Here is a 25,520-nt window from a genome sequence, read left to right on the forward strand (position 1 = left end):
TTAAAATTGATAGCGTACCTGAACTTTAACTTCCGATTTTTTATTGCCCTTAATTTCATCCAGGTAGGTACCTACTGTTTCTACGTCCTTATAAACAAACAACCCATATCGAACCCAAACATTTAGCTTCTTAACTATACTGTATTTCAGGTTAAAATAAGTCCTAAAACCTCTTCCACTGTACATTCCAAATGCAAAACTGTACAAAACATCATCTTCATAGGCATAAATTCTGCTGTTATAACTTGGGGTATTGAAATAGGCAAATCTTACGTTTCCTGTCAGCTTGGCGAACATTGGAGAATAGTCTACATCCTGATAAACGAGATAACCAAATTCTCTATTGGCACTACCTTTTTTATATTGTGAAATCTCCAGCCTGTTTTGGAAGCGCCAATTATTATTCAATTGCCAGCTTGCCTCTGCCCGATAACCTTCTCTTTTTACATTGTCTAAAAAGTTAGCAGGCACATCCAAATCCGTATTTTGTTGTTTATGTTCTGTTTTAAACCGGACTGAAATTTTAAAGGTTTTGCTTGGTGTATAAACGGCCTGGGTTAAAATCTCGTAACCTTTTGATGGCTCATCAACACGGTATTTTAACCACGGGAACCGAAAATAATCACCATAGAAAGAAAAGGCCCAATGTTTATTGGGGTTAATATTTAAGCCTGCATACAATCCTTTTTCATTTACCGCTTCGCTCGATTCGGATACTGCCTGATTTAAGAAACTATGATAATCTTTATCATAATCGCGATAAGTTAAAGCAGCAGAAACTGTTGGCGACAAACTAATGAGGACTCCGTTAATATGGGCGATGCCACCACCTAAGCCTTTGGCGGCCTCGCCATAGAGGTACATGTTTTTATATGTATAATTGTAAAACAACCCCAAATTGGTTAACGCCGTGCCTGTGAAACTATATCGATCGTAAGCTGCTGTTTGCGTAACAAAACGGTTCTTATAATGAGTATGATAAGCAATTGCACCAACAGCAAATTCGTTTTTGGCATATTGAACCGTAGTGCCAAATACGCTTTGCGCTAAAACACCCTTATTCTTAATCTCAGTAGGGGTTCTATGTAAACCGGTTTGATTAATGGTGGCCTGAACTAAATTTCCTTCTGAATCTAATTTTTGGCTAGCATCAAGATTGCGGAACGAAACAAAAGGGGTAATGTCTACATTTTTAAATAAGTTAATCGTTGCAGCGCCTCCTCTAAAAAAAGAATATTCATTCGTGGAGTTATAAGGCCTTAAACCTAAATCTTTTTTAGCTACGCTGGTTACATCAGGACCTTTGCCAAAAGAAAAACCCGACCATAATGTTAAGCCCTGCCCAAATTGCAATGTATAATCGCCAACTACCAGTTTTTTTAGCTTACCCAATTTGAATAGTGCAATATTGCCAGAATAAAAATCGAAAGGCTTGCCTATAAATTTTTCACCAGCATCTTTGTCTAAAGTAATGGCTGCTGATAAAATTGAGCTATAATGATATCTGTAGCGCATCTGAAATCTTTCCGGCGAAGCTAAATACCGATTCCCGGGTAAATCTGTATAACCTTTTTGTTTTTGTAAGGCCTGTGCAAATCGCATCATCAAATCATTTTCACCAGTACCTATAATGTTTTTAAAATTGAGTTGCTGGTATTCAGCGATATTGGTCAATGTTACAAATGGGAGGAGATTATTGACGGTTTTAATATCAAAACCGTCAATACTTTGTAATTCCAGCACATCTGTAAGCTGACCATTTTCCTTTAAATGTGTAAAGAAATTACTAATTTGTAGGGGGGAAAGGAAAACCAAAGTCTTTAATTCTTCAACTGAAGTACGGTTCAGATTAATTGGATGTTTACGATATTTTTCCAATACATCAATTAGCTCGGTCATATCGTAATCATCGGGGAGGTTTTCGGCCATACTCTCCAAAATATCACGTGTATCTGTTTCCTCAGTATTGATTTGAGCATTTGCCATGAATCCAATCATTACAAATGCAACAATTAAGCTCTTAAACCGCATAGTCACCTCCAAGTAGAAGTTTATCATAAAGGTTAACAGCGCATGCAGTTACCACTTCTCTGTTACGGATCAATGTAATTCCAAAAGGATTTTCTCGAAGAAAGAAATGATTAACTATTGTAGATAAATAGCCACCCAATTGGTTTTTGGAAAATAAAAAATAGGGGAAAAAGACAAGCAACAATACATACCATATTTTCATAAGCAGGGGTTATACCAGTTAATAAAAAATAGGGGTGATTGATGTTTTGGTTTTGCTAATATAGTAAAATAATTAAAAAAACTACAAAAAATGTGTTTTTCTAATTACATAGGAGTAATATGAAAAAAATCGATAATTATAAAGGAAATAAAATATTTACAGTTCTTCTGCCAGGTTTACCAAAAAACCTTTAAGTTTTTCTAACGAATCTATAATCTTTTGATTCTCTCTAACACCTGTTTTATTATTCTTTAAATAGTCTTTGGCACCTTTTAATGTAAATCCTTTTTCATCCACAAGGTTGAAGATGATCTTTAGGTTTTCGATGTCTTCTGGAGTAAAAAGACGGTTGCCTTTTTTATTTTTCTTGGGCTGTAGGATATCGAATTCCTTTTCGTAAAAACGGATCTGTGATGCGTTAACATTAAACATTTCAGTCACTTCGCCCATGGTATAATACATTTTATTAATGTCTCTTTCTTTATACGGCATATTTTGTGCTTGATTATGAGTGTCTTATATCGATTAATTAAAGTATTCAAATGTAGCTCGATTTTTCCTTAATAACGCAATAAAATTTTAATTTTGTTCCCTCCAATAATATTGAAATGACAGCAAAAGAGATTAGACAGGCATTCCTTAGTTTTTTTGAATCGAAACAACATCATGTTGTTCCTTCCGCACCAATTGTGGTTAAAAACGACCCTACTTTAATGTTTACCAATGCGGGTATGAACCAGTTTAAGGATCTGTTTTTGGGAGAAGCGGCCATAAAATATTCTCGAGTTGCTGATACACAACGTTGTTTACGTGTTTCGGGCAAACATAACGATCTGGAAGAAGTAGGTATTGATACTTACCACCACACCATGTTCGAAATGTTGGGTAATTGGAGTTTTGGCGATTATTTCAAAAAAGAAGCCATTGCCTGGAGTTGGGAGTTATTGACCGAGGTTTACAAAATCCCGAAAGAAAAATTATATGTTACCTACTTTGAAGGCGACGAAAAAGAAGGTCTGGAAAAAGATCAGGAAGCTTACGATCTTTGGAAACAATATGTTGATGAAAGCCATATTTTACCCGGAAATAAAAAAGACAACTTCTGGGAAATGGGCGATACCGGACCATGCGGACCATGTTCTGAAATCCATGTAGATTGCCGTACTGATGAAGAAAAAGCTTTAGTTGATGGTGCTACTTTAGTAAATGCCGATCATCCTCAGGTAATCGAGATCTGGAATAATGTATTTATGCAGTTTAACCGTTTAAAAAATGGTTCTTTGCAAAGTTTACCAGCTAAACACGTTGATACAGGAATGGGCTTTGAGCGTTTGGTACGTGTTTTACAGGAAAAAACTTCTAACTACGATACAGATGTTTTCCAGCCGATGATTCAGTTTATTGCAGAAAAATCGGGGATTAAATATGGTGCTGATGAGAAAACCGATATCGCTATGCGTGTTATGGCCGATCACATCCGTGCCATTTCTTTTGTTATTGCCGATGGTCAGTTACCTTCCAATAATAAAGCGGGTTATGTAATCCGCAGGATTTTACGCCGGGCCGTACGTTATGCTTATACTTTCTTAAACTTTAAAGAGCCATTCTTAAATCAATTGGTTCCTTTATTGGCTGAGCAATTTAAAGGTGTATTTGAGGAACTGATTTCGCAACAGGATTTCGTTCAGAAAGTAGTGCTGGAAGAAGAAGTTTCTTTCTTGAGGACTTTAGAAAAAGGTATAAAGATTTTTGATGATTATATCTTTAGGGTAACTGCAATTACGCACCCTGATAAATTTAAGGAAGTAGAAGCACACGTAGCTTTTGAATTATCAGATACATTTGGTTTTCCGATCGATTTAACGGAATTAATGGCTAAAGAAAAGGGGTTAACTGTTGATCTGGTTGGATACGAACAGGCTTTGAAAAAGCAAAAAGACGATAGTCGTGCCGCAACAGCCATTGATACAGGCGATTGGATTGTCGTAAACACAGAAGACCAAAGCGAGTTTGTAGGTTACGATGATTTAGAAATCGAAACAGAAATTTTAAAATACCGTAAAGTAAAAGCTAAGGGTAAAGAACAGTTCCAGATTGTTTTACGCCAAACACCTTTTTACGCCGAAAGTGGTGGTCAGGTAGGAGATACCGGCCGATTAGAAGACCACAGTCGGCAGTTTTGGGTAGACATTACCGATACCAAAAAAGAAAATGGCTTAACCGTTCATTTCACCGATATTTTGCCCGATAATTTAGAAGGTAAATTTTGGGCTGTTGTAGATGAAGATAAACGTGTTTTAACTGAAGATAACCACTCTGCCACACACTTACTGCATGCGGCCCTTAAACAGGTTTTAGGCAAACATGTTAATCAGAAAGGTTCGTTGGTGAATGCAGACTACTTACGTTTCGATTTTTCTCACTTTGCTAAAGTTTCTGATGAGGAATTAGCACAGATTGAGGTAATTGTGAATCAGAAAATCCGCCAGAATATTAAGTTAAAGGAGCAACGCAACGTTCCTTATCAAGATGCCATTGAAAGCGGTGTAACGGCTTTATTTGGCGAAAAATATGGCGATTTTGTGCGTATGATTACTTTTGACGACCATTTCTCTAAAGAACTTTGCGGTGGTACACACGTAAAAGCTACCGGGCAGATCGGTTCATTCAAAATTGTTTCTGAAAGTGCTGTAGCAGCTGGGGTTCGCCGTATCGAGGCCATTACTGCTGATAAAGCTGAACAATATTTCTTGGACCAAAGAAAAGAGCTTGGTCATTTAAAAGCATTGTTAAACGGAAGTAAAGATTTATCCACATCTGTTCAGGCCTTATTAGATGAAAATGCAAAACTGAAAAAAGAAATTGAAAAGTCGACAATAGAACGGGTAAATACCTTAAAACATGAAATCGTTCATCATGTTAGAGGAATTAATGGCATTAACTTGATTGCTAAACATATTGATCTGCAGAGCGCTGATGCAGTTAAAAATCTGGCTTTCTCTTTGAAAGATATGGTTGACAACCTGTTTCTGGTTTTTACTACAGAAATTGATGGCAAGCCGGGAATAACAGTAATGCTTTCTGATCACCTGGTGAAAAAGGGATTAAATGCTTCTAATATTGTTCGCGAGTTGGGTAAAGAAATTCAGGGTGGTGGCGGTGGACAACCGTTTTATGCTACTGCAGGGGGTAAAAACCCATCAGGATTAAAAGTTGTTTTAGAAAAAGCCGAAAGTTTTATTCCTTAGGAAATCGTCATTGCGAGGAGGCTTTTTCAGCCAACGAAGCAATCTTATAAAACAGATTTAATAAAAAAGAGGCTCTGGAGCCTCCTTTTTTATTTTAATGTCTTCCATGTTTTTCTCTGTGTCCTCTAGAGAATAAGCTTGAATTTACATTTCTATCATGATATCTATTATCTCCACGATAAGATCTGTAATTATTTCTTGGCGAGCTATAACGTACCCGGTTTCCACCACCGTAAGATGAACGGTAATAATTATCATGATTTGAATATCTTACCCTGTGTGTGTTGTAACTACGAAATGGAGTATTGCCATAAACCACCACTTTTCTTCCGTGATGCAGATCGTAACCTCTATATCTCGCTGGTAAATACCTTGATCTTGTCCATCTGTTTCCACTTAAATAAACAAACTGCCTTTGAGGGACATAATAATAAGACTGTACTTCAGGAAGGTAGTAATAATCAACGCTTTGATAACCAGCAGGAACCCAGGTAGGTTGAGCGCCAATATTTACGTTAATACTCACCTGAGCGTTAGATTGATTAGATGTTAAAGCCACGATACCTAAAATCGCGGAGATGATAAATAACTTTTTCATAATAATCTATTTTATTTGTGTGTACTTCAACAATTCAAACGCTGTGCCAAAACTTCTATTGTAACAGATATATAAAAAAAGGAGTCTCTTTCGAAACTCCTTTATAAACATATAAAGTTAAAGGTTAGTGTTTTTCTTTACCGTTTCCGTGGCCTTTATCATTTCCATGGCCCTTACCGTTATTTCCTTTTCCATAAATCTTTTTAGCCTGTCCTGGAGGCATGCCATGAGGATGTCCTTTTACGACATAATATTTTCTATCACGGCTATCCCTAATTACAAATTGCCCTTTATTACCTTTATATTTTGCATACTTTACCTTATCATTCCTGAAATTCAAATAGGGTTTAGGCGAATTGATCACAACTTTATAACCATTATACAGATCGTAATTCCCGTATCTCGAAGGTAAAGAATTGGCAAAAACCCATTCGTTTCCGTTTAAATAAACAAACTGTTTTTGTGGAACATAATAATAACTTTCTACGTCAGGAAGATAGTAATAATCAACATGATCATAACCCGTTGGTCCCCAAAGTGGTTGCGAACCAATGTTAACATTAACATTTAACTGTGCTTTCGCAGGGATGCTGAACAATGAAACCATCATCACTACAGCAACTAAAAATAATCTTTTCATAATCAATTCATTTAGTGTTTTCTATTTATAGCCAAACCACGTGCCAAAAGCAAGTAAACCATAAAGGAGCCCCTCTCAAAGCTCCTTTATTTACAACTAAATATTAATATTAATGGCGCTCGTTACCACGGCCTTGACTGTTATTTCTTTCAGGACGGCCATTCCCACCTCTGTTATCAGTTTTGTGTTCATTGTTGCGGGCAGGACTTGAATTTTGATTTACCCTTACAACAGTTTTCTCCCTACGCATAGGGCGATTATTATTAATTACTACAGTTTTGTTCCCATTATAGTTCGGATGTCCTTTAACTACATAATATTTGGTATCACGACTATCTCTTATAATACCTTGGCGACCACCATAATTTTTATATTTGCTGTATTTGGTTACATAAATATTGTTTCTTAAATATGGTTTTGGCTCATTGATTACCACTTTATAGGCGCGGTATAAATCAAAGTTCCTATATTGAGCAGGCAAGCTGTTTCCCCAAACCCAACGTCCGCCATTCGAGTAAATGTATTGTGCAGAAGGCACATTATAATAGGCATCTATATCAGGAAAATAATAATAATTTACATGATTATATCCTGTTGGGCCCCAAACTGGCTGAGAACCAATATTGATATTTAAGCTAACCTGTGCTTTTGTATTGTTTACGCTGAATAATGAAACCATCAGAACTGCAGCAAATAAAACTAACTTTTTTATAATGTTTTTTAATTAAAGGTTTCTTTTGTGTGTTTACCGATAGACAAACTCAATAGGTTCTGGTTTAACCAGAGTCATCCGATTTAACATTCTTTAACGATTGTATAGGCTATTGAGTAATTTTACTCAGTTCATTGAGTAATTTGTAAAAATAATCATAACTATCTTATTAACAGTTATTTGTTTATTAATTTTTAATATGAAAACAAGCAGATAATACCATTTCTTATTAGAATTATTTAATTAGAACTTAGTGATCGTTTTGAATTACTAAGTACATTGAGTAATTTTACTCAATATTTTGAGTAAATTGTTAAATATGTTCCAAAGATCTTATTTACAGAAACTTGTAAAGGTTATGAATGAACCAAAAAGGTTTATTCAAGTGCTTGTGGGCCCTAGGCAAATAGGCAAAACAACATTGATCAGTCAATTGGTCAAGGAAATTGATACACCTTGTATATTCGAATCTGCAGATGCTGTTGCTGCTTCAGATAGAACTTGGATAGAGCTGATATGGTTTAATACAAGAGAACTACTAAAAGAACCTGGGGTTAATGAATATTTGCTTGTAATTGACGAAATTCAGAAAATTGATAACTGGAGTGAAATTGTGAAGCGCTTATGGGATGAAGACATGCGAAATGGGCTAAACTTAAAAGTAATTTTATTGGGATCTTCCAGACTGCTGATTCAACAGGGATTAACAGAATCATTAGCAGGAAGGTTCGAATTAACCTATTTAGGGCATTGGAGCTTTGCTGAAATGGAAAATGCTTTTGGTTTTACTGCCGAACAATACGTTTGGTTTGGTGGCTACCCGGGCGCTGCAGATTTAATCAACGACGAAGAGCGATGGAAAAACTATGTCTCGAATGCTTTAATAGAAACCAGTATTTCAAAAGACATTTTAATGCTAACCCGTGTAGACAAGCCTGCTTTAATGAAACGCTTGTTTGAATTGGGCTGTTTATATTCCAGTCAGATCCTCTCTTTCACCAAAATATTAGGTCAACTCTCCGATGCAGGCAATACCACAACATTGTCGCATTATTTGCAATTATTAGATACAGCCGGTTTACTGGGTGGTATTGAAAAATTTGCGGCTGATGTGATCCGTAAACGTTCATCCAGTCCAAAATTCCAGGTGCATAATAATGCTTTGGTAAGCGCGCAAAGAAATGAATTCTTTGGAGAGATAAAAAAACAGCCAGCAGAATGGGGGAGGATGGTAGAGTCATCTATAGGTGCGCATTTATTAAACTCTTCATTTGTAGAAGGTTATAAAGTATTTTATTGGCGACATAGAAACGATGAAGTAGATTTTATTTTAGAGAAACGAGGTAAAATAATTGGTATAGAAGTTAAAAGTACAGGCCATGTTACCGGTACTTCGGGAATGGATGCTTTTAGCAAAATGTACAAGCCTGATAAAATACTTTTAGTTGGAGCAGGAGGATTGCCTTGGCAGGAGTTTCTAAAAATTTCTCCATCAAGCCTTTTTTAACGAAAGACTAAATAATAACTATATTTGACACATTAATATTTAACCACAGATTAAATCTGCACTAGGTATAAAATCTGTGGTTAATAAAACTTATAATAACACGAAGCTTTAAATGCCTTTACAAGAAACAAGCCCCCAAACTGCTTTCGAACTCGTTTCAGGACTAGAAATCCACGTTCAGTTAAACACCAACACTAAAATATTTTCTGCTGACAGTGCATCTTTCGGGGCTTTACCCAATCAAAATATATCTACGGTTTCGCTGGCATTGCCTGGAGCCTTACCGAAGTTAAATAAAGAAGTAGTAGCAAAAGCCATCCGTATCGGTCTGGCTTTAAACTGTACCATTAACCAGACCAACCATTTTGATAGGAAAAACTATTTCTATGCCGACTTGCCAAAAGGTTATCAGATTACGCAGGACAATCAACCCATCTGTGTAAATGGTTTTCTGGAGCTGCAACTGGCTGATGGTTCTACGAAGAAAATCGGAATCAATCGCATTCACCTGGAAGAAGATGCCGGAAAAAGTATCCATGATCAGGATGACAACTATTCGTTGGTTGATTTGAACCGTGCGGGTGTGCCTTTAATCGAAATTGTAACCGAACCCGATATTCGCAGTTCGGAAGAAGCATCTGTTTTATTAAGCGAAATCAGGAAACTGGTGAGGCATTTAAATGTAAGCGATGGTAATATGGAAGAAGGTAGTTTGCGCTGCGATGCCAATATTTCTATACGCCCACAGGGCACTACCGAATTTGGAACACGTTGCGAAGTAAAAAACCTAAACTCGATGCGTAATGTACGTAGAGCGATGGATTTCGAATTTGGTCGTCAGGTAGAAGTGATTAGCAATGGAGGAAGAATTATTCAGAGCACATTGAATTTTGATGCTGATAAAGGCACTACATCACCGATGCGCACTAAAGAAGAAGCGAATGATTACCGTTATTTTTCAGATCCGGATCTGCAACCCATTTATATTTCTGATGATTGGTTAGCAGAGATTAAATCTTTGATGCCGGCTTTACCAAATGAAATTTCTCAGCAGATGGTTGCCGACTTTGGGATCAGTAAAGCTGATGCGGCTCTTTTTGCCGAAGATTTAGATCTGTTAAACTACTTTAACCAGGCACAATCAGTCGTTCACAATAAAAAAAGCTTAATTAATTGGTTAATTGGTCCGATTAGAGCTGTTTTAAATGAAAAAGGGATTACGATCTCTGATTTCAAAGTCAATCCAGCACAACTGGCACAAGCTATCAATCTGGTTGATGATAAAAAAATCACACAGCAAATTGCCATCCAACAATTATTACCAGCTGTTGAGCTGGAAGAAAATGCAAAAGTTAATGATTTGGCACAGTCATTAAACTTATTGATCTCTGAAAACGGAGACGAATTAAGTAGTTTTATTGAGGAAGTGTTAAATAAATATCCGCAACAGGTAGAAGCGTACAAGAAAGGCAAAAAGGGCGTTTTAGGTTTGTTTGTTGGCGATGTAATGAAATTAGCCAAAGGAAAAGCTGATGCTAAAAAATTAAATGAATTAATACTTGAAAAACTGAAATAATGAGATTAAAACAATTGAGCCTGATTATGCTGATCGCGATTGCCTTCACTGCATGTAAACCCAAAGATAGCTTTACGATTGACGGAACTTTTCAAAACCCAGGCACGGAGAAAAAAGTATTTTTATACGGGATGCAAAATAGCAATATGGTTGCAATCGATTCTACCAATCTATCAGAAAAAGGTGAATTTAAATTCATCCGTAAAACCCCATCGGTTGATTTCTTTAGGGTATCGATAGGTAACCATGAGTTTATGTTAATTGCAAAAAATGGCGACGACGTTAAATTAGAAGCTGATTTAGCCGACAAAACAATGGCTTATAAAATTTCGGGGGCGAATGAGGTAGAAAAATTATCAGAACTAAATACGATTAGAAACAACTTTGCCAAACAGGTAGAAAAATTACAGGCCGATTTCGAGGCAAAAGTAGCAACACAACCTCAAAACAGGGCAGCTGTGCTAGAAGCAATGAAACCTCAGTACGAATCGTATATCAATCAATTAAACACGCAGATCATAAAATTTGCTAAAGACAATAAAGGTACGCTTGCCAGTTTCTATGCCATGAATACTTTGAGTCCGCAGGAATTTGAAGCAGAACTGGTACAATTTGCGGATGAAGTGAAAGAAGAAATTAAAGGCAATGCTACAGTTGATACTTTTGTAAAACAGATGGCACTTTTAAAAGCGGTTCAGGTGGGGCAGGTTGCTCCGGCATTCACCATTAATACGGCAGATGACAAACCTGTAAGTTTATCAGACTATAAAGGAAAATACGTACTGATTGATTTTTGGGCATCATGGTGCCAGCCTTGCCGCCAGGAAAATCCGAATGTGGTTAAGGTTTACAATAAATATAAAAATAAGAACTTTGATATCATCGGCATTTCGCTAGATACCGACAAGACAGCATGGTTAGGTGCAGTGAAAGCAGATGGATTAACCTGGGCGCACGTTTCCGAATTAAAAGATTTTAACGGTGCAACCGTAAAAAAATACCAGGTACAGGCTATCCCAACTTCTTACTTAGTTGATCCCTCTGGAAAAATAATTGCTAAAAACCTGCGTGGAAACGAATTAGAGGCGTTTTTAGCTAAAACGTTACTTTAAAACAAAATCCATGTTAAACTAATTTAAGTAATTAACAATTTATTAACTTAGGCTTAACTAAATATTGCATCATAGACACTACTTTCGTAACAAATATTTAACTATGAACAACGCAGGTCAGAAAATATTAATTGTTGATGATGAACCAGATATTCTGGAGCTTATTGAATATAACCTTAAAAAAGAGGGTTATCAGGTTTTCACAGCTACCAATGGCCAAGAAGGAATTACTGTTGCGAAAAAGGTGCATCCGGATTTGATTATTCTGGATATTATGATGCCTAAAATGGATGGAATTGAGGCTTGCCGTTTAATGCGTGCAATACCCGAATTCAAGAATACATTTATGGTTTTCTTAACCGCCAGAAGTGAAGAGTATTCAGAAATAGCAGGTTTTAATGTGGGTGCTGATGATTATATCGCAAAACCAATTAAACCACGTGCTTTAGTTAGCCGCATTAACGCGATTTTGAGACGAAATACAGGAACAGAAGAAGTATCAGAGAACAAATTGGAAATTGGCGATTTAGTAATCGATCGTGAAGCCTATTTGGTTTTTCAAGGCGGTAACAAAGTGGTATTGGCAAAAAAAGAATTTGAACTTTTATACTTGTTGGCATCAAAACCAGGAAAAGTTTATACCCGCGAATCGATCCTTAAAAATATCTGGGAGGATTCGGTAGTAGTAACCAATAGAACTATTGATGTTCACATCCGTAAACTAAGAGAAAAATTAGGCGAAACTTATGTATCAACCGTAAAAGGAGTAGGTTATAAGTTTGAGCTTTCTTAAATAGCTTTACCACAGATAGACACAGATTAGCGCAGATTTTTTCTGATGATTAATCTGTGTTTTTTTATGCGTTGTTAATTAGATCCTGAAACAAGTTCAGGAGGACGGCACTCCTTAAAAAAATCGTCATGCTGTCCCGAATATTCGGGATCAGCATCTTCCTTGATTGAGTCCCTGAAATAAATTCAGGGTGACGCCCGCCTTAAAAAAATAAAATCGTATTTTTGCGCTTCATTAATTACAGCACAGTTTGAAGTTTCCAAATTTTAAAGACCTTATTCTTTTCGAAGACAACGATTTTATTGTTATCAATAAACCTCCATTTTTAGCCTCGCTCGATGAACGTGGTGGATCTGGAGAAACCAATGTGTTACGCCTGGCCAAACAGTATAGTGATGATGCACAGGTTTGTCACCGTTTGGATAAAGAAACTTCTGGCGCTTTAATTATCGCCAAAAATCCTGAAGGTTACCGTCATGCTTCTATGCAGTTCGAAAGAAGAAAGGTGAATAAAACCTATCATGCGGTAGTAGATGGGCATGTCATTTTCGACCAGTTAACCGTTGATCTTCCGATCTTGAACGATGGCAATAAAAATGTAACCATTGATAGGGCAGAAGGCAAAAGAGCAGAAACCATTTTCGATTCGTTAAAATACTACAAACATTATACACTGGTTGAGTGCAAGCCAATAACTGGCCGTATGCACCAGATCCGTATTCACTTAGCAACACAAAGGGCAGCCATTGTTGGCGATGATATGTACAAAGGGAAACCTGTTTTTCTTTCGTCAATTAAGAGAGGTTATAAATTAACCAAAGGCGAAGAGGAGCAACCCATTATGAAACGTTTCGCATTACATGCCAGGCACCTGGTTTTTAAAGGATTAGACGACAAAGATATTGTGATCGATGCACCATACCCAAAAGATTTTGCAACCTTAATTAAGTTATTGGATAAATTTGATGCATAACCCCTAAATCCCCAGAAGGGGACTTTGAAATACTGATAAGATGTACATTAAATTTGTAAATTACCTTAATAAGATTAATCAGTACCGAAAATCTAAAATATCAAACCGTAATTTCTTAATTATCCTCGCTGTAATTGTTGGGGTTTTAGCAGGATTAGCCGCCGCCGCTCTAAAGAGCCTAACGCATCACATCGAAGAATTTCTTCAATCAGATTGGCACTGGAAATATAAATACTACCTGTATTTTGTTTTTCCGATGATCGGTATTTTCTTAACGGTTTTGTACATCAAGTATTTTATCCGTAAAACTAAATTCGAAACAGGTTTAACCCCATTGCTTTATGCCATTTCGAAAAAATCGAGCAAGGTAGAAGCACACAATATTTATTCGCAGATTATTACCGCAGCCGTTACGGTAGGTTTTGGTGGTTCAACAGGTTTGGAAGCACCAATTGTTACAAGTGGATCTGCAATAGGCTCAAACCTTGGCCGTTTACTGGGTTTATCATATCGCGAAATTACCATGCTAGTGGCCTGTGGCGCAGCAGCAGGTATTGCAGGAGCATTTAATAGTCCAGTGGCTGGGATTGTATTTGCTATCGAAATTTTATTACCAGAGTTTACCATTCCTGCGTTTATCCCGCTTTTATTATCGGCTGCAACAGCTGCAGTAGTAGCAAGATTATTCTACACACAGCAACTTTTCTTTTTGGTTACAGAAGGATGGAAGGTGAACGCATTGTTTTATTATGTGATACTGGCTTGTTTTATCGGCTTATTCTCCATTTATTTTACAAAAGCCAATTATGCTGTAAAAGGATTATTCTATAAAATAAAACATCCTTATACCAAAGTTATTGTGGGTGGTTTAATGCTTGGAGTTTTGGTTTTTCTATTCCCAACACTTTACGGCGAAGGTTATATCACAATAAAGGGACTGTTAAAAGGCGATTACCAAACAGTGATCAATAATAGTATTTTCGCCGATTACAATACAATTCCGGCTTTAGTGGTGTTGTTTACAGTGGTAACCATTTTCATGAAGTCGATAGCGACTTTGGTTACCTTGGGCGCTGGTGGTAACGGCGGAACGTTTGCGCCCAGTTTAATTATGGGCGGTTTAATCGGGTTTATCTTTGCCTATGTGGTAAATTTATCTGGTTTGGCGCAATTAAATGTTTCGAACTTTATTGTTGCAGGTATGGCTGCTGCTTTGGGCTCGATTATGCATGCTCCCTTAACTGGCATCTTCCTGATTGCCGAAATTACTGGTGGATATATCTTAATGGTACCGCTAATGATTACCACTGCCATTTCTTATGCCATTAACCGCAGCGCTCAAAAACATTCTATTTATACAAAAGCATTAGCGGATAAAGGAGAACTGTTATCGCATGATGATAAGGATACGACTGTTTTAAATCAGATGAAACTAAAGTATTTGATCGAGAAAACCTATCCTCGATTAAACATGAATGATCAAATTTCGGTTAAGATGAACGAAATCATGCAATCGCGTAAAAATATATGTGCTGTCACAGATGAACTGGGCGATTTTAAGGGCATCATTTATATAGAAGAGCTATTTAATGAAATGATTAATCACCCTGATAAGGAAAATTTGCTAGCTTCTTATTTGGTACAACCTGCACCAAACGCCATTACCGAAAATGATGATCTGAAAATGGTATTAGAGAAGATGGAGCAAGATAATGTATGGATTTTACCGGTATTAACTGCGCAGAACCAATACTTAGGTTTTGTTTCTAAAACCGCAATTTTTAATAAATACAGGGCATTGCTAATGAGGCAGAATGATTACATGGGCTAACCCCTAAATCCCCTTGAGGGGACTTCAAATTCCCCGTACGTCATTACTTCAACATAATTATCTTTAATAAAAAAAGTTGAAATGATTAAGATAATCTGCTCATTTCAACTTTAAATTATAAAAAAAAGTATAGTCGATCTCCCCTTTAGGGGCTAGGGGTTACTCAGCTCTCTTTAAACCAAACTTCTCAATTTTGCTGTACAAATGACTTCTTTGGATATCAATCTCATCCGCCGTTTTTGATACATTCCAGTTGTTCTTTTCCAGCTTGAATTTGATGAATTCGCGCTCTGCATGATCTTTATAATCCTGGAAGTTATTGAACGAATCGAAAGAAAAAGCCAGAGTCGAACCGCCGGCACCGGCAATCTGTGCACTGGTTGCAGCACCAATGTTTGTACCGCCTCCTGGATTAGCGAATGCACGTACATCATTTTCGTTAATTACCTTATCACTCAAAATAATCAATCGCTCAATCATGTTATGTAATTCACGTACGTTACCTGTCCACGGTAAGGCCTTTAAAGCAGCCATACCCGCTTCATTTATTTTCTTCACAGGCATTCCATAATCGCTGCAAATATTTTCTAAAAAGTTTTGCGCAATAACCGGAATATCATCTGTACGCTCCGTTAAATGCGGAACATGGATATTGATTACATTTAACCGGTGGTATAAATCCATACGGAAGTTACCATCTTCGATTTCTTTCATTAAATCTTTATTGGTTGCCGCTAAAACACGAACATTTACTTCAATTTCCTTTTCGCCACCTACACGCGAAATTTTATGCTCTTGTAAGGCACGTAAAACTTTTGCCTGGGCAGAAAGGCTCATATCGCCAATCTCATCCAAAAATAAAGTACCTCCATTGGCCAGTTCAAATTTACCGATGCGTTGTTTAACAGCAGAAGTAAATGAACCTTTCTCGTGGCCAAACAACTCACTTTCAATCAGTTCTGATGGAATAGCCGCACAGTTCACTTCAATTAAAGGACTATCGGCACGGTTCGATTTTTCGTGTAACCAACGGGCTACCAATTCTTTACCGCTACCATTTGCTCCAGTAATTAATACACGGGCTTCGGTAGGGGCCACGCGCTCTATGGTTTCTTTAATTTTAGAAATGCTTTCCGATTCGCCTAAAATCTCTCTGGTTTTACTCGCTTTACGTTTTAAGACCTTGGTTTCGGTAACTAAATTTCCACGGTCTAAACCATTGCGGACCGTAATTAATAACCGGTTTAAATCTGGTGGTTTCGAAATAAAATCGAAAGCTCCTTTTTTACTGGCTTCAATGGCAGTTTCAACTGTTCCATGACCAGATATCATAATGAATGGCAAATCGGGTTTAATGATCTGTGCCTGTTCCAGCACTTCCATACCATCCATCTTATTCATCTTGATATCGCAAAGTACCAAGTCGAAATTTCCTTTTTTGATCATTTCGAGGCCATCAATACCGTTATCGATATCTTCAACATCGTAATTTTCGTACTCCAGAATTTCGCGTAAGGTACTCCTTATCGCACGCTCATCATCAATTATTAATAGTTTAGCCATTAGAGATGTATCCTTTAATTTTGAAATGCGAATATATTATTTTTTAATTAATGTATAGTTTTTTATACAATTAATACGCTATAAACCTTAAAAGATGCGAAAGGTTTTAATAAGTATAATCCATTTTGAACTTACTTAAATCGGGCTTATGTTTTTTAGCTCTTTTTAGTTCCAATTCGTAAATGGTTATGCCCAGATTTTTCATAAATGGAAAACAAACTGTTTCGTACTCGTATTTATTATCGTTAAATATGCCATCCTCATTACTATGAACAACCGCGGTTAGGAAATATTCAATTCCATTTTTAAAATCAACGAAATAAGAGTTATCAATGATATAGCCGTAACTATCACCATATTTATTGAAGATGCGGATATTTGGATCAGGAGTTACCTGTTCCCGTCCATAGTATAACATTTTTGCGTAAGTAGTCCAAAATTCTTTCGGATCGTATTTAGGAAAATCACTTTCGGTTGGATACTTACTCATATAAGTATAAATGAGTTTATAATCTTCTTTAGTAAGGTTAAACCGTTCTTTAACCGGAAAAGCATCAGGAAAAATCAATTTCTGCATCAGTTTCTGTTGATCGTTAATGGCGAAAGCGTTTTTCCCCGCTAAACTGAAAGGTTTGTTTACCAGCTTGTTGGTACTGTCCATGTATCCAGTGCCCATTACCAGGTTGCTTAATTTTAATTCATATTCTTTTGAATCGTACTGGGCAGCTTGATCATACACCAATTGTTCGCCATTGTAAAATTTGATGGGATTGGTATGTTTCGCCGATTCTCCTGCATCGCCAATGGCGAGGCGGTTTAAAATGCGGCTATCGTATAATCCGTTAGCTTTCAGTTTTTCATTAATTTCGGCACGACCAATAAACTCGAATAAACGGTTAAAAGCATCATTGTCACTGGTAAGCAAAATCTTTTTAACGTAATGTTCTATCGATGGAAGCCCATTTTTAGCACTTGTATCTGTTAAAACCTTCGTTTGTCCTTTATAGGCACTATCGGTAATCATGGTACTCTTAGCCGTTAAGCCTGTATTTTTTAAGCGGTTTACTTTCTCTAAAGCAAAAATTACAGCGGCTAGTTTAACCGTACTGGCAGGATAAAAATAATGGTGTGGGTCTAAATTGTAGCTAAAGGTTTTAAAAGTGGGTTTATTCTTCGCATCGCGGTTAACCTGGGTATAGAGAATCTGGATCTGGTTTTGATCAGGATGATGAAGTACAGCAGAAAAAAGCTCAGGCTTAGACTCCATCAGTTTCTTCAAAAAAACAGTATCGGTTTTTTGCGCCATAACAGATAGGCTTATTAATGAAAATGTAACAATTAATATTCTTCTCATGGGTAAAAATTTGATTTCTAATTTAGCTTTTTCTATTAAAACCACCATTTTCCATCATCCATTTTACATGTTGTTTAATTTTGTTACTTTTGCAGCGCTTTTGGTTTCCGGCTTTACACCCGGAATTAAAAGGGAATACAGTGTAAATCTGTAACTGTCCCGCAGCTGTAAGCTCCATAACGGATTTCCAATCAATCTGCCACTGTTCCGACTTGTCGGGATGGGAAGGCCGGAAACCCGGGAGTAAGTCAGAAGACCTGCCTTCAGCATTTAATTTCATAGCTTTCGGGGATTGAAGCTAGGATTGAGGTACTTAACGTTTTTCGTATTTTCATTTCCTTTTCTATCTGTTGGCTGTGGGCAAAACCACAATCAAATGAACAAAAAAAGAATGCTAACTGTAGCCAGTTTAGGGCTAGCGCAGTTAATGATTAGCCAGGTGGCTAATGCTCAAACACAAGACAGTTTGCAGCTCAAAGATGTTGTAATTTCTGCAACAAAAAATGACCAGAAACAATCACAGATAGGTAAAGTGGTTACGATCATCAGTCGTGAAGTATTGGAGCTCAGTAACGGAAAATCATTGCCACAACTTATTAGCGAGCAGGCAGGGATTATTGTAGCAGGTTCAAGCAGCAATCCGGGATTAAACAAATCGGTATTTTTTAGAGGTGCAGGAAGTGCTTATGCCGTGGTTTTAATTGATGGTATTGTGCAAAACGATCCATCAGGAAACGGAGGTGCATTCGATTTAAGATTGATTTCTATCGATCACATCGATCACATCGAAATTTTAAGAGGCGGTCAGTCTACCATTTATGGTTCTGATGCTGTTGCAGGTGTAATTAATATCATCACTAAAAAAGGTGGCCCAAAAGGCAATACCATTTATGGTGTGGTCAGTGCAGGCAGTTACGAAACTTACAAAGGAACCATTGGCTTAAACGGTGGTGTTGAAGATTTTTCGTATAATATTAACTATACCCATACCAAAACCGATGGAATTTCAGAAGCGGCAACACCAGTGGGAAGTACAGCCGTATTTGATAAAGACGGCTTTAAAACTGATGCCTTAAATGCTAATTTCGGAATCAAACTGGATAATCATTTCTCTGTAAATCCATTTGTACGCTATTATTATGGCAATTACAAGTTTGATGGTGGCGCTTTTACCGATGCAAACAATTATTCTATCCTGAAAAACTTTGCTGCAGGTACCAATGCCAAATACGAATTTGCAACTGGTAAAGTAACGTTAAACTATAGTTTCGAAAGTACCAGAAACGATGCGCACAGCCAGTACCCAAGCATTAACGAAGGAAGGGTATCGCTATTGGATTTATTCTACAACCAAAAATTGGGTAACAAACTCGATTTATTGGTGGGTATCGATAACCGTGTGATGAAATTATCATCAGCGACAGATAAACCGGAAACCAACATTTTTGCCGCTTACGGATCATTATTCTTACACGATTTAAGTGTGTTTAACCTTGAAGTAGGCGGACGTTACAATAAACACGAACAATATGGCGAAAACTATACCTACTCAATTACCCCAAGCATCAATATCATTAAGGAGATAAAATTATTTGGAACCGTTTCAACAGCATTTAAAGTCCCTACCTTAAACATGCTTTTTGGTCAGTTTGGTGCTAATTTGGATTTAAAGCCGGAAAAATCGAAGAATTACGAAGCTGGCGTTAATTTTAGCTTTGCTGGCGACAAATTTAGCTTACGTTTAGCAGGGTACAAACGCGATTTAACTGACGCCATTATTTATGCTTACCCTAACGGATACATTAACCAGGTAAGTCAGAAAACCAAAGGTTTCGAAGTTGAACCAGCAGTTAAATTCAGTGTGTTTAACATTAATGGCTATTACGCTTATGTAGAAGGCAATGAGTTCAATTTTGTTGATAATGCCGTTGCTAACTATCTTTTCCGCAGACCAAAACATACATTTGGCATTACTGCAGGTGCACAGGCAACGAGCAATTTATATGTGAGTGCAAATTACCGTTATTTCGGCAAACGTACCGATGGTAATTTTAACACGTATACAGTCGACAATCTACCTGCTTATAAATTGTTAAATGCTTATGCCGAATATGCATTGGCAAAGAAACGCGTAAAGATATTTTTTGATGTAAAAAACATTCTGAACGAAAAATACAGCGAAATTATTGGTTACAATAGCCTGGGCTTCAACTTTAATACAGGTGTAAGTTTTAATATCCGCTAATAAAAATTTAACTTTGCTTAAATATTAACCAGAAATAGCAAGTCTCATTTAAAATTTAATCCACGCACTTTAATTTTGTTGTTAATGATATTGGCAATAACGGCTTTACGTTTGCTGGTAACATTCAACTCAGATGAATTAAAGTTTGCCAATTTTTCATCAATAGGAGCAGTAGCTTTATTTGGAGGAGCATATTTTAAAGATCATCTTAAAGCATTCGCTTTTCCGCTATTGAGTTTGTTTTTAAGCGATTTAGTACTTTATACAACCATTTATAAACAGTATGTAGATATGTTTTTAGTTCAAGAACTTTGGACATACCTTGCAATTGCATTAATGGTTTTGGCAGGTCGATTCTTATTAAAAAAGGTAAATATTGCCAGCTTATTCCTGTCTACAATCATAATTGTATTCATCCATTGGATTATAAGTGATATCGGCTCATGGTATAAAAACCCACTGTATACACAAAACTTAAATGGTTTTATAGATTGCTTAATTAAAGCCATTCCGTTCGAAATCAGATTCTTAGAAGGGACAATAATCTATGGTGCTTTGCTTTTTGGCGCTTTTGAAATTTTAAAAGCAAAATACCCGGTATTAAAACTGCAGACACAAGAGTTGTAGTAATATCTATTATTTGGTATAACATCTATCAAGTAAAAACAATATAGAAATCCTCTTTTGATTCGATTCAAAAGAGGATTTTTTTTAACTTAAGGTTTATCGTCATGCTGAATTTATTTCAGCATCTCATAAGACGACGATTAGATTTTCTTTATCTTAGAGGCTATAAAACTATCTGGATCTACCTTATGGGTACCTGACGTTAAGAATAATAGATCCTGAAACAAGTTCAGGATGACGCATAAAATATAGATATGAAAGTTGTTTCCTTTTTACCTGCTGCCACTAAAATGATTTACGATATGGGCCTGCAAGAATACCTGCATGGCGTAACATTCGAATGCCCTAAAGAGGCCGCAGATCAGCCAAAAGTTGTACGTTGCATATTAGAAGGCAAAAACTATTCGAGTATCGAAATAGACCGGATCTTTTCGGCATCAAAAGCACAAGGCAAAAGTTTGTATTGGGTAGATGATGCACTGTTGGAAAGCATCGCGCCCGATGTGGTTTTCACACAAGATATATGCGAGGTGTGCAACATCGATACGGTTTGTACCGAAACAGCCGTAATGAAGCTTAGCAAACAGCCAACGCTGGTACCTTTATCCCCAAATAACTTACAGGATGTTTTCGATTGCGCCATTACCATTGCCAGGGCTTTAGGAAAGGAAGAGGTAGCGTTAAACTATCTGGCAGGCCTGCAAAAGAAAACAGATCATATTTTAGATCAGCTTAGGGCAAACCGTGCACCGTTAAAAAGGATTATGCTAATGGAGTGGATCGAACCGATATACAATTGCGGACATTGGATTCCTTTTCAGATTGCTGCAGCCGGTGGCGTTGATATGTTGTCTAATCCTGGTGGCGACTCTATTGTAACCCAGTGGGATAAAATCCTGAAATATAACCCAGAGGTTTTGGTTATCGCACCATGTGGTTTTGACATGAAAAGAAGCATGGAAGAAATGGAGCTGTTAACGTCAAAATCAGGCTGGACCGATCTTGAGGCAGTAAAAAATAATCAGGTTTATATTGCAGATTTTGATATGTTCACTCAGCCGAGCGTAGGTACGCTGGTTGAAGGTATACAAGCTTTAGCCTGTATGTTTCACCCGGAGATATTTAAGGCAGACGAAAACATAGCCAAAAAATTCATCAGCTACAGCCGGTCTGTTAAATTACTAAAATCAGTGTAATCATTTAAATCTGTGTAATCATAATTATGAAATTAGTTGTTTTAACAGGAGCAGGAATCAGTGCCGAAAGTGGGTTAAAAACATTTAGGGATTCTGATGGATTATGGGAGGGCTATAATGTTTACGATGTAGCTACCCCAGAGGCCTGGGAAAGAAATCCCGGATTGGTGCAAGAATTTTATAATGAAAGAAGAAGACAGGTTTTAGCTGCAAAACCAAATCTGGCCCACCAGGTGCTTGCCGAGTTGGAAAAAGACTTCGACGTTGAAATTATTACCCAAAACATCGATGATTTACACGAAAGGGCAGGCTCTACCAAAGTTACCCATCTTCATGGCGTAATTACCAAGTCTCAATCTGATAGAAAATCAGATTTAACCTATCCCATCACTGGTTCAGAAATCAAAATGGGGGAGCTTTGCGAGTTGGGTTCTCAACTTCGGCCGCATGTAGTTTGGTTTGGTGAAGCAGTACCCATGATAGAGGTAGCCGCTAAACTTTGCAAACAGGCAGACTTGTTTGTACTGATCGGAACTTCATTGGCCGTTTATCCGGCGGCAGGTTTAATCGATTTTGTGCCTTCCTTTGTCGACAAATACATTATCGATCCAAGAACACCCGATGTAAAACGTTATAAAAACGTGATCAACATCGAGAAAAACGCTGTAGAAGGCATTACAGAATTAAAAGAAATATTAGCCAATGCCAGATAAAAAGCTTTGCATTTTTAATTGGAGTGGTGGTAAAGACAGTACACTGGCCTTACACCATGCCCTACAAGATCCTACCATCGAAATCCGTTACCTGATTACTACAGTTACTGAAAAATACAACCGTGTTTCGATGCATGGCGTTAGAGAAGCTTTACTGATTAAACAGGCCGAAAGCATTGGTATTCCGCTGTATCAGATCCATTTGGGCGAAATGCCAGATATGGAAACTTACGACGGTACCATGAAGCATCATCTTTCTAAATTTAAAGAGGAGGGTATTACCCATTCTATTTTTGGTGATATCTTTTTAGTGGATTTACGTACTTATCGCGAAAACAAATTAGCAGAAATTGGGCTTAAGGCTATTTTCCCACTTTGGAAAAAAGATACAAAACATTTAATTGAAGAATTCCTAAACCTGAACTATAAAACCATCATTGTTTGCACACAGCAAAATCTCGAAAATTTTTGTGGAAAAGTAATCAGCCTTGATTTAATCAAGCAACTTCCGGCAGATATTGATCCTTGTGGCGAAAACGGAGAGTTTCATACCTTTGCTTTTGAAGGACCAATTTTCAAGAACAAAATTACTTTCACCATCGGAGAGAAGGTATTCAGAACTTATAACGCACCAAGTAAAACAACGGCTAATGAAGATTCACCTTGTTCAACAACAGCGCTTTCTGGTTTCTGGTATATAGATTTATTGGAATAATTTTTCTTTTCAAAACATTTTGGCATCATTTTTTCTTTAGTATGGGTAATTAACTAAATCACACATCCCATTGAAACCTGTTTAGTGAGGTTAGGTAACTAAACAAGCGTCATATTAAAAAATTAAGAGTTATGAAAAAGATATTGGTAGTAATCGCATTAAGTTCTTCAGTTTTATTTGCTTGTAATAATAAAGCAAAAGAAGAAGCAGCATTAAAACAACAACAGGCCGAAAAACAATTGGCAATTAAAGCAGTTAAAGATAGTTTAAGATTAGATAGCTTTAAAAAAGCCGAAGTGGCCAAAGTAGAACAGGAAAAAGAAGCTAAACACCAGGCAGAATTAGCTGCAGCAAGAAGAGCAAGCTCATCTAGATCGTATGCAAGCTCAGGTGGTGGTTCTAGCAGTGCTTATGGTGGTGCACAACCAACAGCTAAGAAAAAAGGTTGGAGCGATGCAGCTAAAGGCGCTGTTATTGGTGGTGCAGCCGGAGCAGTTGGTGGTGCTTTAATCGATAAGAAAAAAGGCAGAGGTGCCATTATTGGTGGATTAGTTGGAGCTGGTGGCGGTTATTTAATCGGTAGAGGTGAAGACAGAAAATCTGGCCGTGTGCAGCCTAAAAACTAAAAAAAAGGTTTTTAAAGATATAAAAAGTCGCGATGTAAATCGGGACTTTTTTTTGTACCCAAAAAAATGATTTATATATTTAGCGAAAAAAGAACTATGATAGAAACCCAAACTGCAGATAAAGAACAGATCCAACACTTCGTAATGTTCTGGTTAAAACCTCAACTAACCAAAACTGAGATCGCAGATTTCGCTAACTTCTTCGAAAGTTTAAAACCTATAAAATACATTAAAACATTAAGTTATGGCTTAGCGGCAGGTACACCTGTACGCCCTGTTACCGATAACTCTTTTACCTATTCGCTAACCATTACCTTTGCCAACATTGCAGACCATAATGCTTACCAGGAAGATAAAGTGCATTTAGATGCTGTAGAAAAATTCTCTAATAACTGGTACAGGGTAGTGGTACACGATACAGTGATTGCTTAATACACCTTGTTATAATCAGCCGCGGAAACACCTAGCACACGGAATATTCCGTGGCAACTCGTCATCCTGAACTTGTTTCAGGATCTTTCAAAGAGTTGATAAGAATGCAATTATTTTAAGCCACGGCAGCACAGATTAACACAGAAAATTACTTTCGTCGATAGAAGCTATCATTTCTTTCAAAAATACCACAAGCAAAAGATTTTCTTAACCATATAAGACATAGAAGATTCATATAAGCTCAATAACCTTATATTTTCTTAAATCCCTTATATGGTTAAGACATTTAAAATAAAACCTGGCCTAGATTTCCAAAGTGCTTTAAGATTAACTTTAGTTGTAAAAAACACAAAACCTCCCATTAATTTGGTAAAATAAGCACTCAGAATTATATTCTGTCAATCAATTTAAAAACAAGTATATCAATAAGTTACATCAAATCACTTAAATAAAAACTGATATTCAGCATGTTGCTGATAGCGAATAATGGCTTTAAAATCAAAATATAATTTCGATAAACGATTAAATTAATTAGTAATCAGCAACTTACATAAGTTAAGTCATTAATATTGATGCCTGTTATATGCAGCCGTAAAATCAGAACGCATTAGCTTAAATCGCGTCACTACGGTTTGGATAAATTCCTCATCAATAATTTCAAACACATCATTAACACCACCTCCGCTTAGATCAAGTTCAGCGAGTTTATAACTTTGCTCAAAGGTGCCCTGCTCAAACTTTACAATGTATTTTTGATTCATCGAAAAAATCGTGATCTTACATTCTGGATGCGGAAGTTCTGCTACTACTCTCATTTATTTATATT

23 protein-coding genes and 1 riboswitch are annotated in these 25,520 nt (G+C 36.9%); of the genes, 14 read left to right on the forward strand and 9 right to left on the reverse strand.

The annotated features are described in order from the left end of the window. The 3 genes from AW17_RS01540 to AW17_RS01550 form a co-directional block, all read right to left on the reverse strand. Window positions 1-1,986 carry a helix-hairpin-helix domain-containing protein gene (locus AW17_RS01540; RefSeq protein WP_245234987.1) on the reverse strand — a complete coding sequence of 662 codons (1,986 nt, stop codon included), beginning with the start codon at window positions 1,984-1,986 and terminating at the stop codon, window positions 1-3. A gap of 34 nt (window positions 1,987-2,020) precedes the next feature. Further along, window positions 2,021-2,233 carry a hypothetical protein gene (locus tag AW17_RS24395; protein ID WP_029274328.1) on the reverse strand — a complete coding sequence of 71 codons (213 nt, stop codon included), beginning with the start codon at window positions 2,231-2,233 and terminating at the stop codon, window positions 2,021-2,023. A gap of 156 nt (window positions 2,234-2,389) precedes the next feature. Continuing rightward, window positions 2,390-2,725 (reverse strand): MerR family transcriptional regulator, encoded by a 336-nt coding sequence (locus AW17_RS01550; RefSeq protein ID WP_029274329.1) that lies wholly within the window; start codon window positions 2,723-2,725, stop codon window positions 2,390-2,392. A 116-nt stretch (window positions 2,726-2,841) separates the two neighbouring features. On the opposite strand from AW17_RS01550, the gene alaS reads away from it, so the two are divergent. Next, on the forward strand, window positions 2,842-5,481 hold the full coding sequence (gene alaS, locus AW17_RS01555; RefSeq protein ID WP_029274330.1) for an alanine--tRNA ligase: 2,640 nt from the start codon (window positions 2,842-2,844) through the stop codon (window positions 5,479-5,481). Between the two features lie 94 nt (window positions 5,482-5,575). On the opposite strand, the gene AW17_RS01560 is transcribed toward alaS, so the two are convergent. The 3 genes from AW17_RS01560 to AW17_RS01570 all read right to left on the reverse strand — a co-directional run bounded on the left by AW17_RS01560 (window position 5,576) and on the right by AW17_RS01570 (window position 7,398). After that, window positions 5,576-6,079, reverse strand: coding sequence for a zinc-binding metallopeptidase family protein (locus tag AW17_RS01560; RefSeq protein ID WP_051691573.1), 504 nt, complete (start codon window positions 6,077-6,079; stop codon window positions 5,576-5,578). 124 nt (window positions 6,080-6,203) lie between these two features. Further along, entirely contained in the window at window positions 6,204-6,719 is a 516-nt protein-coding gene (locus AW17_RS01565; RefSeq protein WP_029274332.1) for a hypothetical protein, read from the reverse strand. A 109-nt stretch (window positions 6,720-6,828) separates the two neighbouring features. Further along, complete coding sequence (locus AW17_RS01570) at window positions 6,829-7,398, reverse strand: hypothetical protein (protein WP_051691574.1); 570 nt, start codon at window positions 7,396-7,398, stop codon at window positions 6,829-6,831. Between the two features lie 391 nt (window positions 7,399-7,789). Here AW17_RS01570 and AW17_RS01575 point away from each other — a divergent pair, with 391 nt between their 5' ends. From AW17_RS01575 to AW17_RS01600, 6 genes are all read left to right on the forward strand, one after another. Next, entirely contained in the window at window positions 7,790-8,938 is a 1,149-nt protein-coding gene (locus tag AW17_RS01575) for an ATP-binding protein (protein ID WP_245234988.1), read from the forward strand. Between the two features lie 112 nt (window positions 8,939-9,050). Beyond that, window positions 9,051-10,514 (forward strand): Asp-tRNA(Asn)/Glu-tRNA(Gln) amidotransferase subunit GatB, encoded by a 1,464-nt coding sequence (gene gatB, locus AW17_RS01580; protein WP_029274336.1) that lies wholly within the window; start codon window positions 9,051-9,053, stop codon window positions 10,512-10,514. Next, window positions 10,514-11,626, forward strand: coding sequence for a TlpA disulfide reductase family protein (locus tag AW17_RS01585; RefSeq protein WP_029274337.1), 1,113 nt, complete (start codon window positions 10,514-10,516; stop codon window positions 11,624-11,626). Before gatB ends, AW17_RS01585 begins: the two co-directional genes overlap by 1 nt. A gap of 103 nt (window positions 11,627-11,729) precedes the next feature. Continuing rightward, on the forward strand, window positions 11,730-12,419 hold the full coding sequence (locus AW17_RS01590; RefSeq protein ID WP_029274338.1) for a response regulator transcription factor: 690 nt from the start codon (window positions 11,730-11,732) through the stop codon (window positions 12,417-12,419). 250 nt (window positions 12,420-12,669) lie between these two features. Then, window positions 12,670-13,392 carry an RluA family pseudouridine synthase gene (locus AW17_RS01595; RefSeq protein ID WP_029274339.1) on the forward strand — a complete coding sequence of 241 codons (723 nt, stop codon included), beginning with the start codon at window positions 12,670-12,672 and terminating at the stop codon, window positions 13,390-13,392. A 40-nt stretch (window positions 13,393-13,432) separates the two neighbouring features. After that, window positions 13,433-15,223 (forward strand): chloride channel protein, encoded by a 1,791-nt coding sequence (locus AW17_RS01600; protein WP_029274340.1) that lies wholly within the window; start codon window positions 13,433-13,435, stop codon window positions 15,221-15,223. A 159-nt stretch (window positions 15,224-15,382) separates the two neighbouring features. Here AW17_RS01600 and AW17_RS01605 read toward each other — a convergent pair whose 3' ends face one another. Continuing rightward, window positions 15,383-16,786, reverse strand: a complete 1,404-nt coding sequence (locus AW17_RS01605; RefSeq protein ID WP_029274341.1) for a sigma-54-dependent transcriptional regulator — start codon at window positions 16,784-16,786, stop codon at window positions 15,383-15,385. 106 nt (window positions 16,787-16,892) lie between these two features. Continuing rightward, window positions 16,893-18,140, reverse strand: coding sequence for a serine hydrolase (locus AW17_RS01610; RefSeq protein WP_029274342.1), 1,248 nt, complete (start codon window positions 18,138-18,140; stop codon window positions 16,893-16,895). 84 nt (window positions 18,141-18,224) lie between these two features. Further along, window positions 18,225-18,419: riboswitch (cobalamin riboswitch) on the forward strand. A 97-nt stretch (window positions 18,420-18,516) separates the two neighbouring features. Between AW17_RS01610 and AW17_RS01620 the strand changes: the two genes are divergently transcribed. The 7 genes from AW17_RS01620 (at window position 18,517) to AW17_RS01650 (ending at window position 24,694) form a co-directional block, all read left to right on the forward strand. Beyond that, window positions 18,517-20,385 carry a TonB-dependent receptor plug domain-containing protein gene (locus tag AW17_RS01620; protein ID WP_051691575.1) on the forward strand — a complete coding sequence of 623 codons (1,869 nt, stop codon included), beginning with the start codon at window positions 18,517-18,519 and terminating at the stop codon, window positions 20,383-20,385. A gap of 21 nt (window positions 20,386-20,406) precedes the next feature. After that, complete coding sequence (locus AW17_RS01625) at window positions 20,407-21,012, forward strand: DUF6580 family putative transport protein (protein ID WP_029274345.1); 606 nt, start codon at window positions 20,407-20,409, stop codon at window positions 21,010-21,012. A 254-nt stretch (window positions 21,013-21,266) separates the two neighbouring features. Further along, on the forward strand, window positions 21,267-22,208 hold the full coding sequence (locus AW17_RS01630; protein ID WP_029274346.1) for an ABC transporter substrate-binding protein: 942 nt from the start codon (window positions 21,267-21,269) through the stop codon (window positions 22,206-22,208). 26 nt (window positions 22,209-22,234) lie between these two features. Then, entirely contained in the window at window positions 22,235-22,921 is a 687-nt protein-coding gene (locus AW17_RS01635; protein ID WP_029274347.1) for an SIR2 family NAD-dependent protein deacylase, read from the forward strand. Continuing rightward, the gene (locus tag AW17_RS01640; RefSeq protein ID WP_029274348.1) at window positions 22,911-23,636 is read left to right on the forward strand and encodes a Dph6-related ATP pyrophosphatase; all 726 of its coding nucleotides are present in this window, start codon (window positions 22,911-22,913) and stop codon (window positions 23,634-23,636) included. The genes AW17_RS01635 and AW17_RS01640 overlap by 11 nt, the downstream gene beginning before the upstream one ends. A 131-nt stretch (window positions 23,637-23,767) precedes the next feature. Continuing rightward, window positions 23,768-24,262 (forward strand): YMGG-like glycine zipper-containing protein, encoded by a 495-nt coding sequence (locus AW17_RS01645; protein WP_029274349.1) that lies wholly within the window; start codon window positions 23,768-23,770, stop codon window positions 24,260-24,262. 96 nt (window positions 24,263-24,358) lie between these two features. After that, window positions 24,359-24,694, forward strand: a complete 336-nt coding sequence (locus AW17_RS01650; protein ID WP_029274350.1) for a Dabb family protein — start codon at window positions 24,359-24,361, stop codon at window positions 24,692-24,694. 563 nt (window positions 24,695-25,257) lie between these two features. Here AW17_RS01650 and AW17_RS01655 read toward each other — a convergent pair. Beyond that, window positions 25,258-25,509, reverse strand: a complete 252-nt coding sequence (locus AW17_RS01655) for a hypothetical protein (RefSeq protein WP_029274351.1) — start codon at window positions 25,507-25,509, stop codon at window positions 25,258-25,260. Between the last annotated feature and the right edge of the window lie 11 nt (window positions 25,510-25,520).

Origin of the sequence: Pedobacter borealis DSM 19626, assembly GCF_000708285.2 — a bacterium.
In the GTDB taxonomy this organism is placed as follows: domain Bacteria; phylum Bacteroidota; class Bacteroidia; order Sphingobacteriales; family Sphingobacteriaceae; genus Pedobacter; species Pedobacter borealis.

Coding starts and splice junctions, on each gene's coding strand:
- AW17_RS01610 (WP_029274342.1), bottom strand. CDS start 18,140: ATGAGAAGAATATTAATTGTTACATTTTCATTAATAAGCCTATCTGTT.
- AW17_RS01635 (WP_029274347.1), top strand. CDS start 22,235: ATGAAATTAGTTGTTTTAACAGGAGCAGGAATCAGTGCCGAAAGTGGG.
- AW17_RS01630 (WP_029274346.1), top strand. CDS start 21,267: ATGAAAGTTGTTTCCTTTTTACCTGCTGCCACTAAAATGATTTACGAT.
- AW17_RS01590 (WP_029274338.1), top strand. CDS start 11,730: ATGAACAACGCAGGTCAGAAAATATTAATTGTTGATGATGAACCAGAT.
- AW17_RS01655 (WP_029274351.1), bottom strand. CDS start 25,509: ATGAGAGTAGTAGCAGAACTTCCGCATCCAGAATGTAAGATCACGATT.
- alaS (WP_029274330.1), top strand. CDS start 2,842: ATGACAGCAAAAGAGATTAGACAGGCATTCCTTAGTTTTTTTGAATCG.
- AW17_RS01645 (WP_029274349.1), top strand. CDS start 23,768: ATGAAAAAGATATTGGTAGTAATCGCATTAAGTTCTTCAGTTTTATTT.
- AW17_RS01560 (WP_051691573.1), bottom strand. CDS start 6,079: ATGAAAAAGTTATTTATCATCTCCGCGATTTTAGGTATCGTGGCTTTA.
- AW17_RS01575 (WP_245234988.1), top strand. CDS start 7,790: ATGAATGAACCAAAAAGGTTTATTCAAGTGCTTGTGGGCCCTAGGCAA.
- AW17_RS01650 (WP_029274350.1), top strand. CDS start 24,359: ATGATAGAAACCCAAACTGCAGATAAAGAACAGATCCAACACTTCGTA.
- gatB (WP_029274336.1), top strand. CDS start 9,051: ATGCCTTTACAAGAAACAAGCCCCCAAACTGCTTTCGAACTCGTTTCA.
- AW17_RS01600 (WP_029274340.1), top strand. CDS start 13,433: ATGTACATTAAATTTGTAAATTACCTTAATAAGATTAATCAGTACCGA.
- AW17_RS01620 (WP_051691575.1), top strand. CDS start 18,517: ATGAACAAAAAAAGAATGCTAACTGTAGCCAGTTTAGGGCTAGCGCAG.
- AW17_RS01565 (WP_029274332.1), bottom strand. CDS start 6,719: ATGAAAAGATTATTTTTAGTTGCTGTAGTGATGATGGTTTCATTGTTC.
- AW17_RS01550 (WP_029274329.1), bottom strand. CDS start 2,725: ATGCCGTATAAAGAAAGAGACATTAATAAAATGTATTATACCATGGGC.
- AW17_RS01540 (WP_245234987.1), bottom strand. CDS start 1,986: ATGGCAAATGCTCAAATCAATACTGAGGAAACAGATACACGTGATATT.
- AW17_RS01605 (WP_029274341.1), bottom strand. CDS start 16,786: ATGGCTAAACTATTAATAATTGATGATGAGCGTGCGATAAGGAGTACC.
- AW17_RS01570 (WP_051691574.1), bottom strand. CDS start 7,398: ATGGTTTCATTATTCAGCGTAAACAATACAAAAGCACAGGTTAGCTTA.
- AW17_RS01640 (WP_029274348.1), top strand. CDS start 22,911: ATGCCAGATAAAAAGCTTTGCATTTTTAATTGGAGTGGTGGTAAAGAC.
- AW17_RS01585 (WP_029274337.1), top strand. CDS start 10,514: ATGAGATTAAAACAATTGAGCCTGATTATGCTGATCGCGATTGCCTTC.
- AW17_RS24395 (WP_029274328.1), bottom strand. CDS start 2,233: ATGAAAATATGGTATGTATTGTTGCTTGTCTTTTTCCCCTATTTTTTA.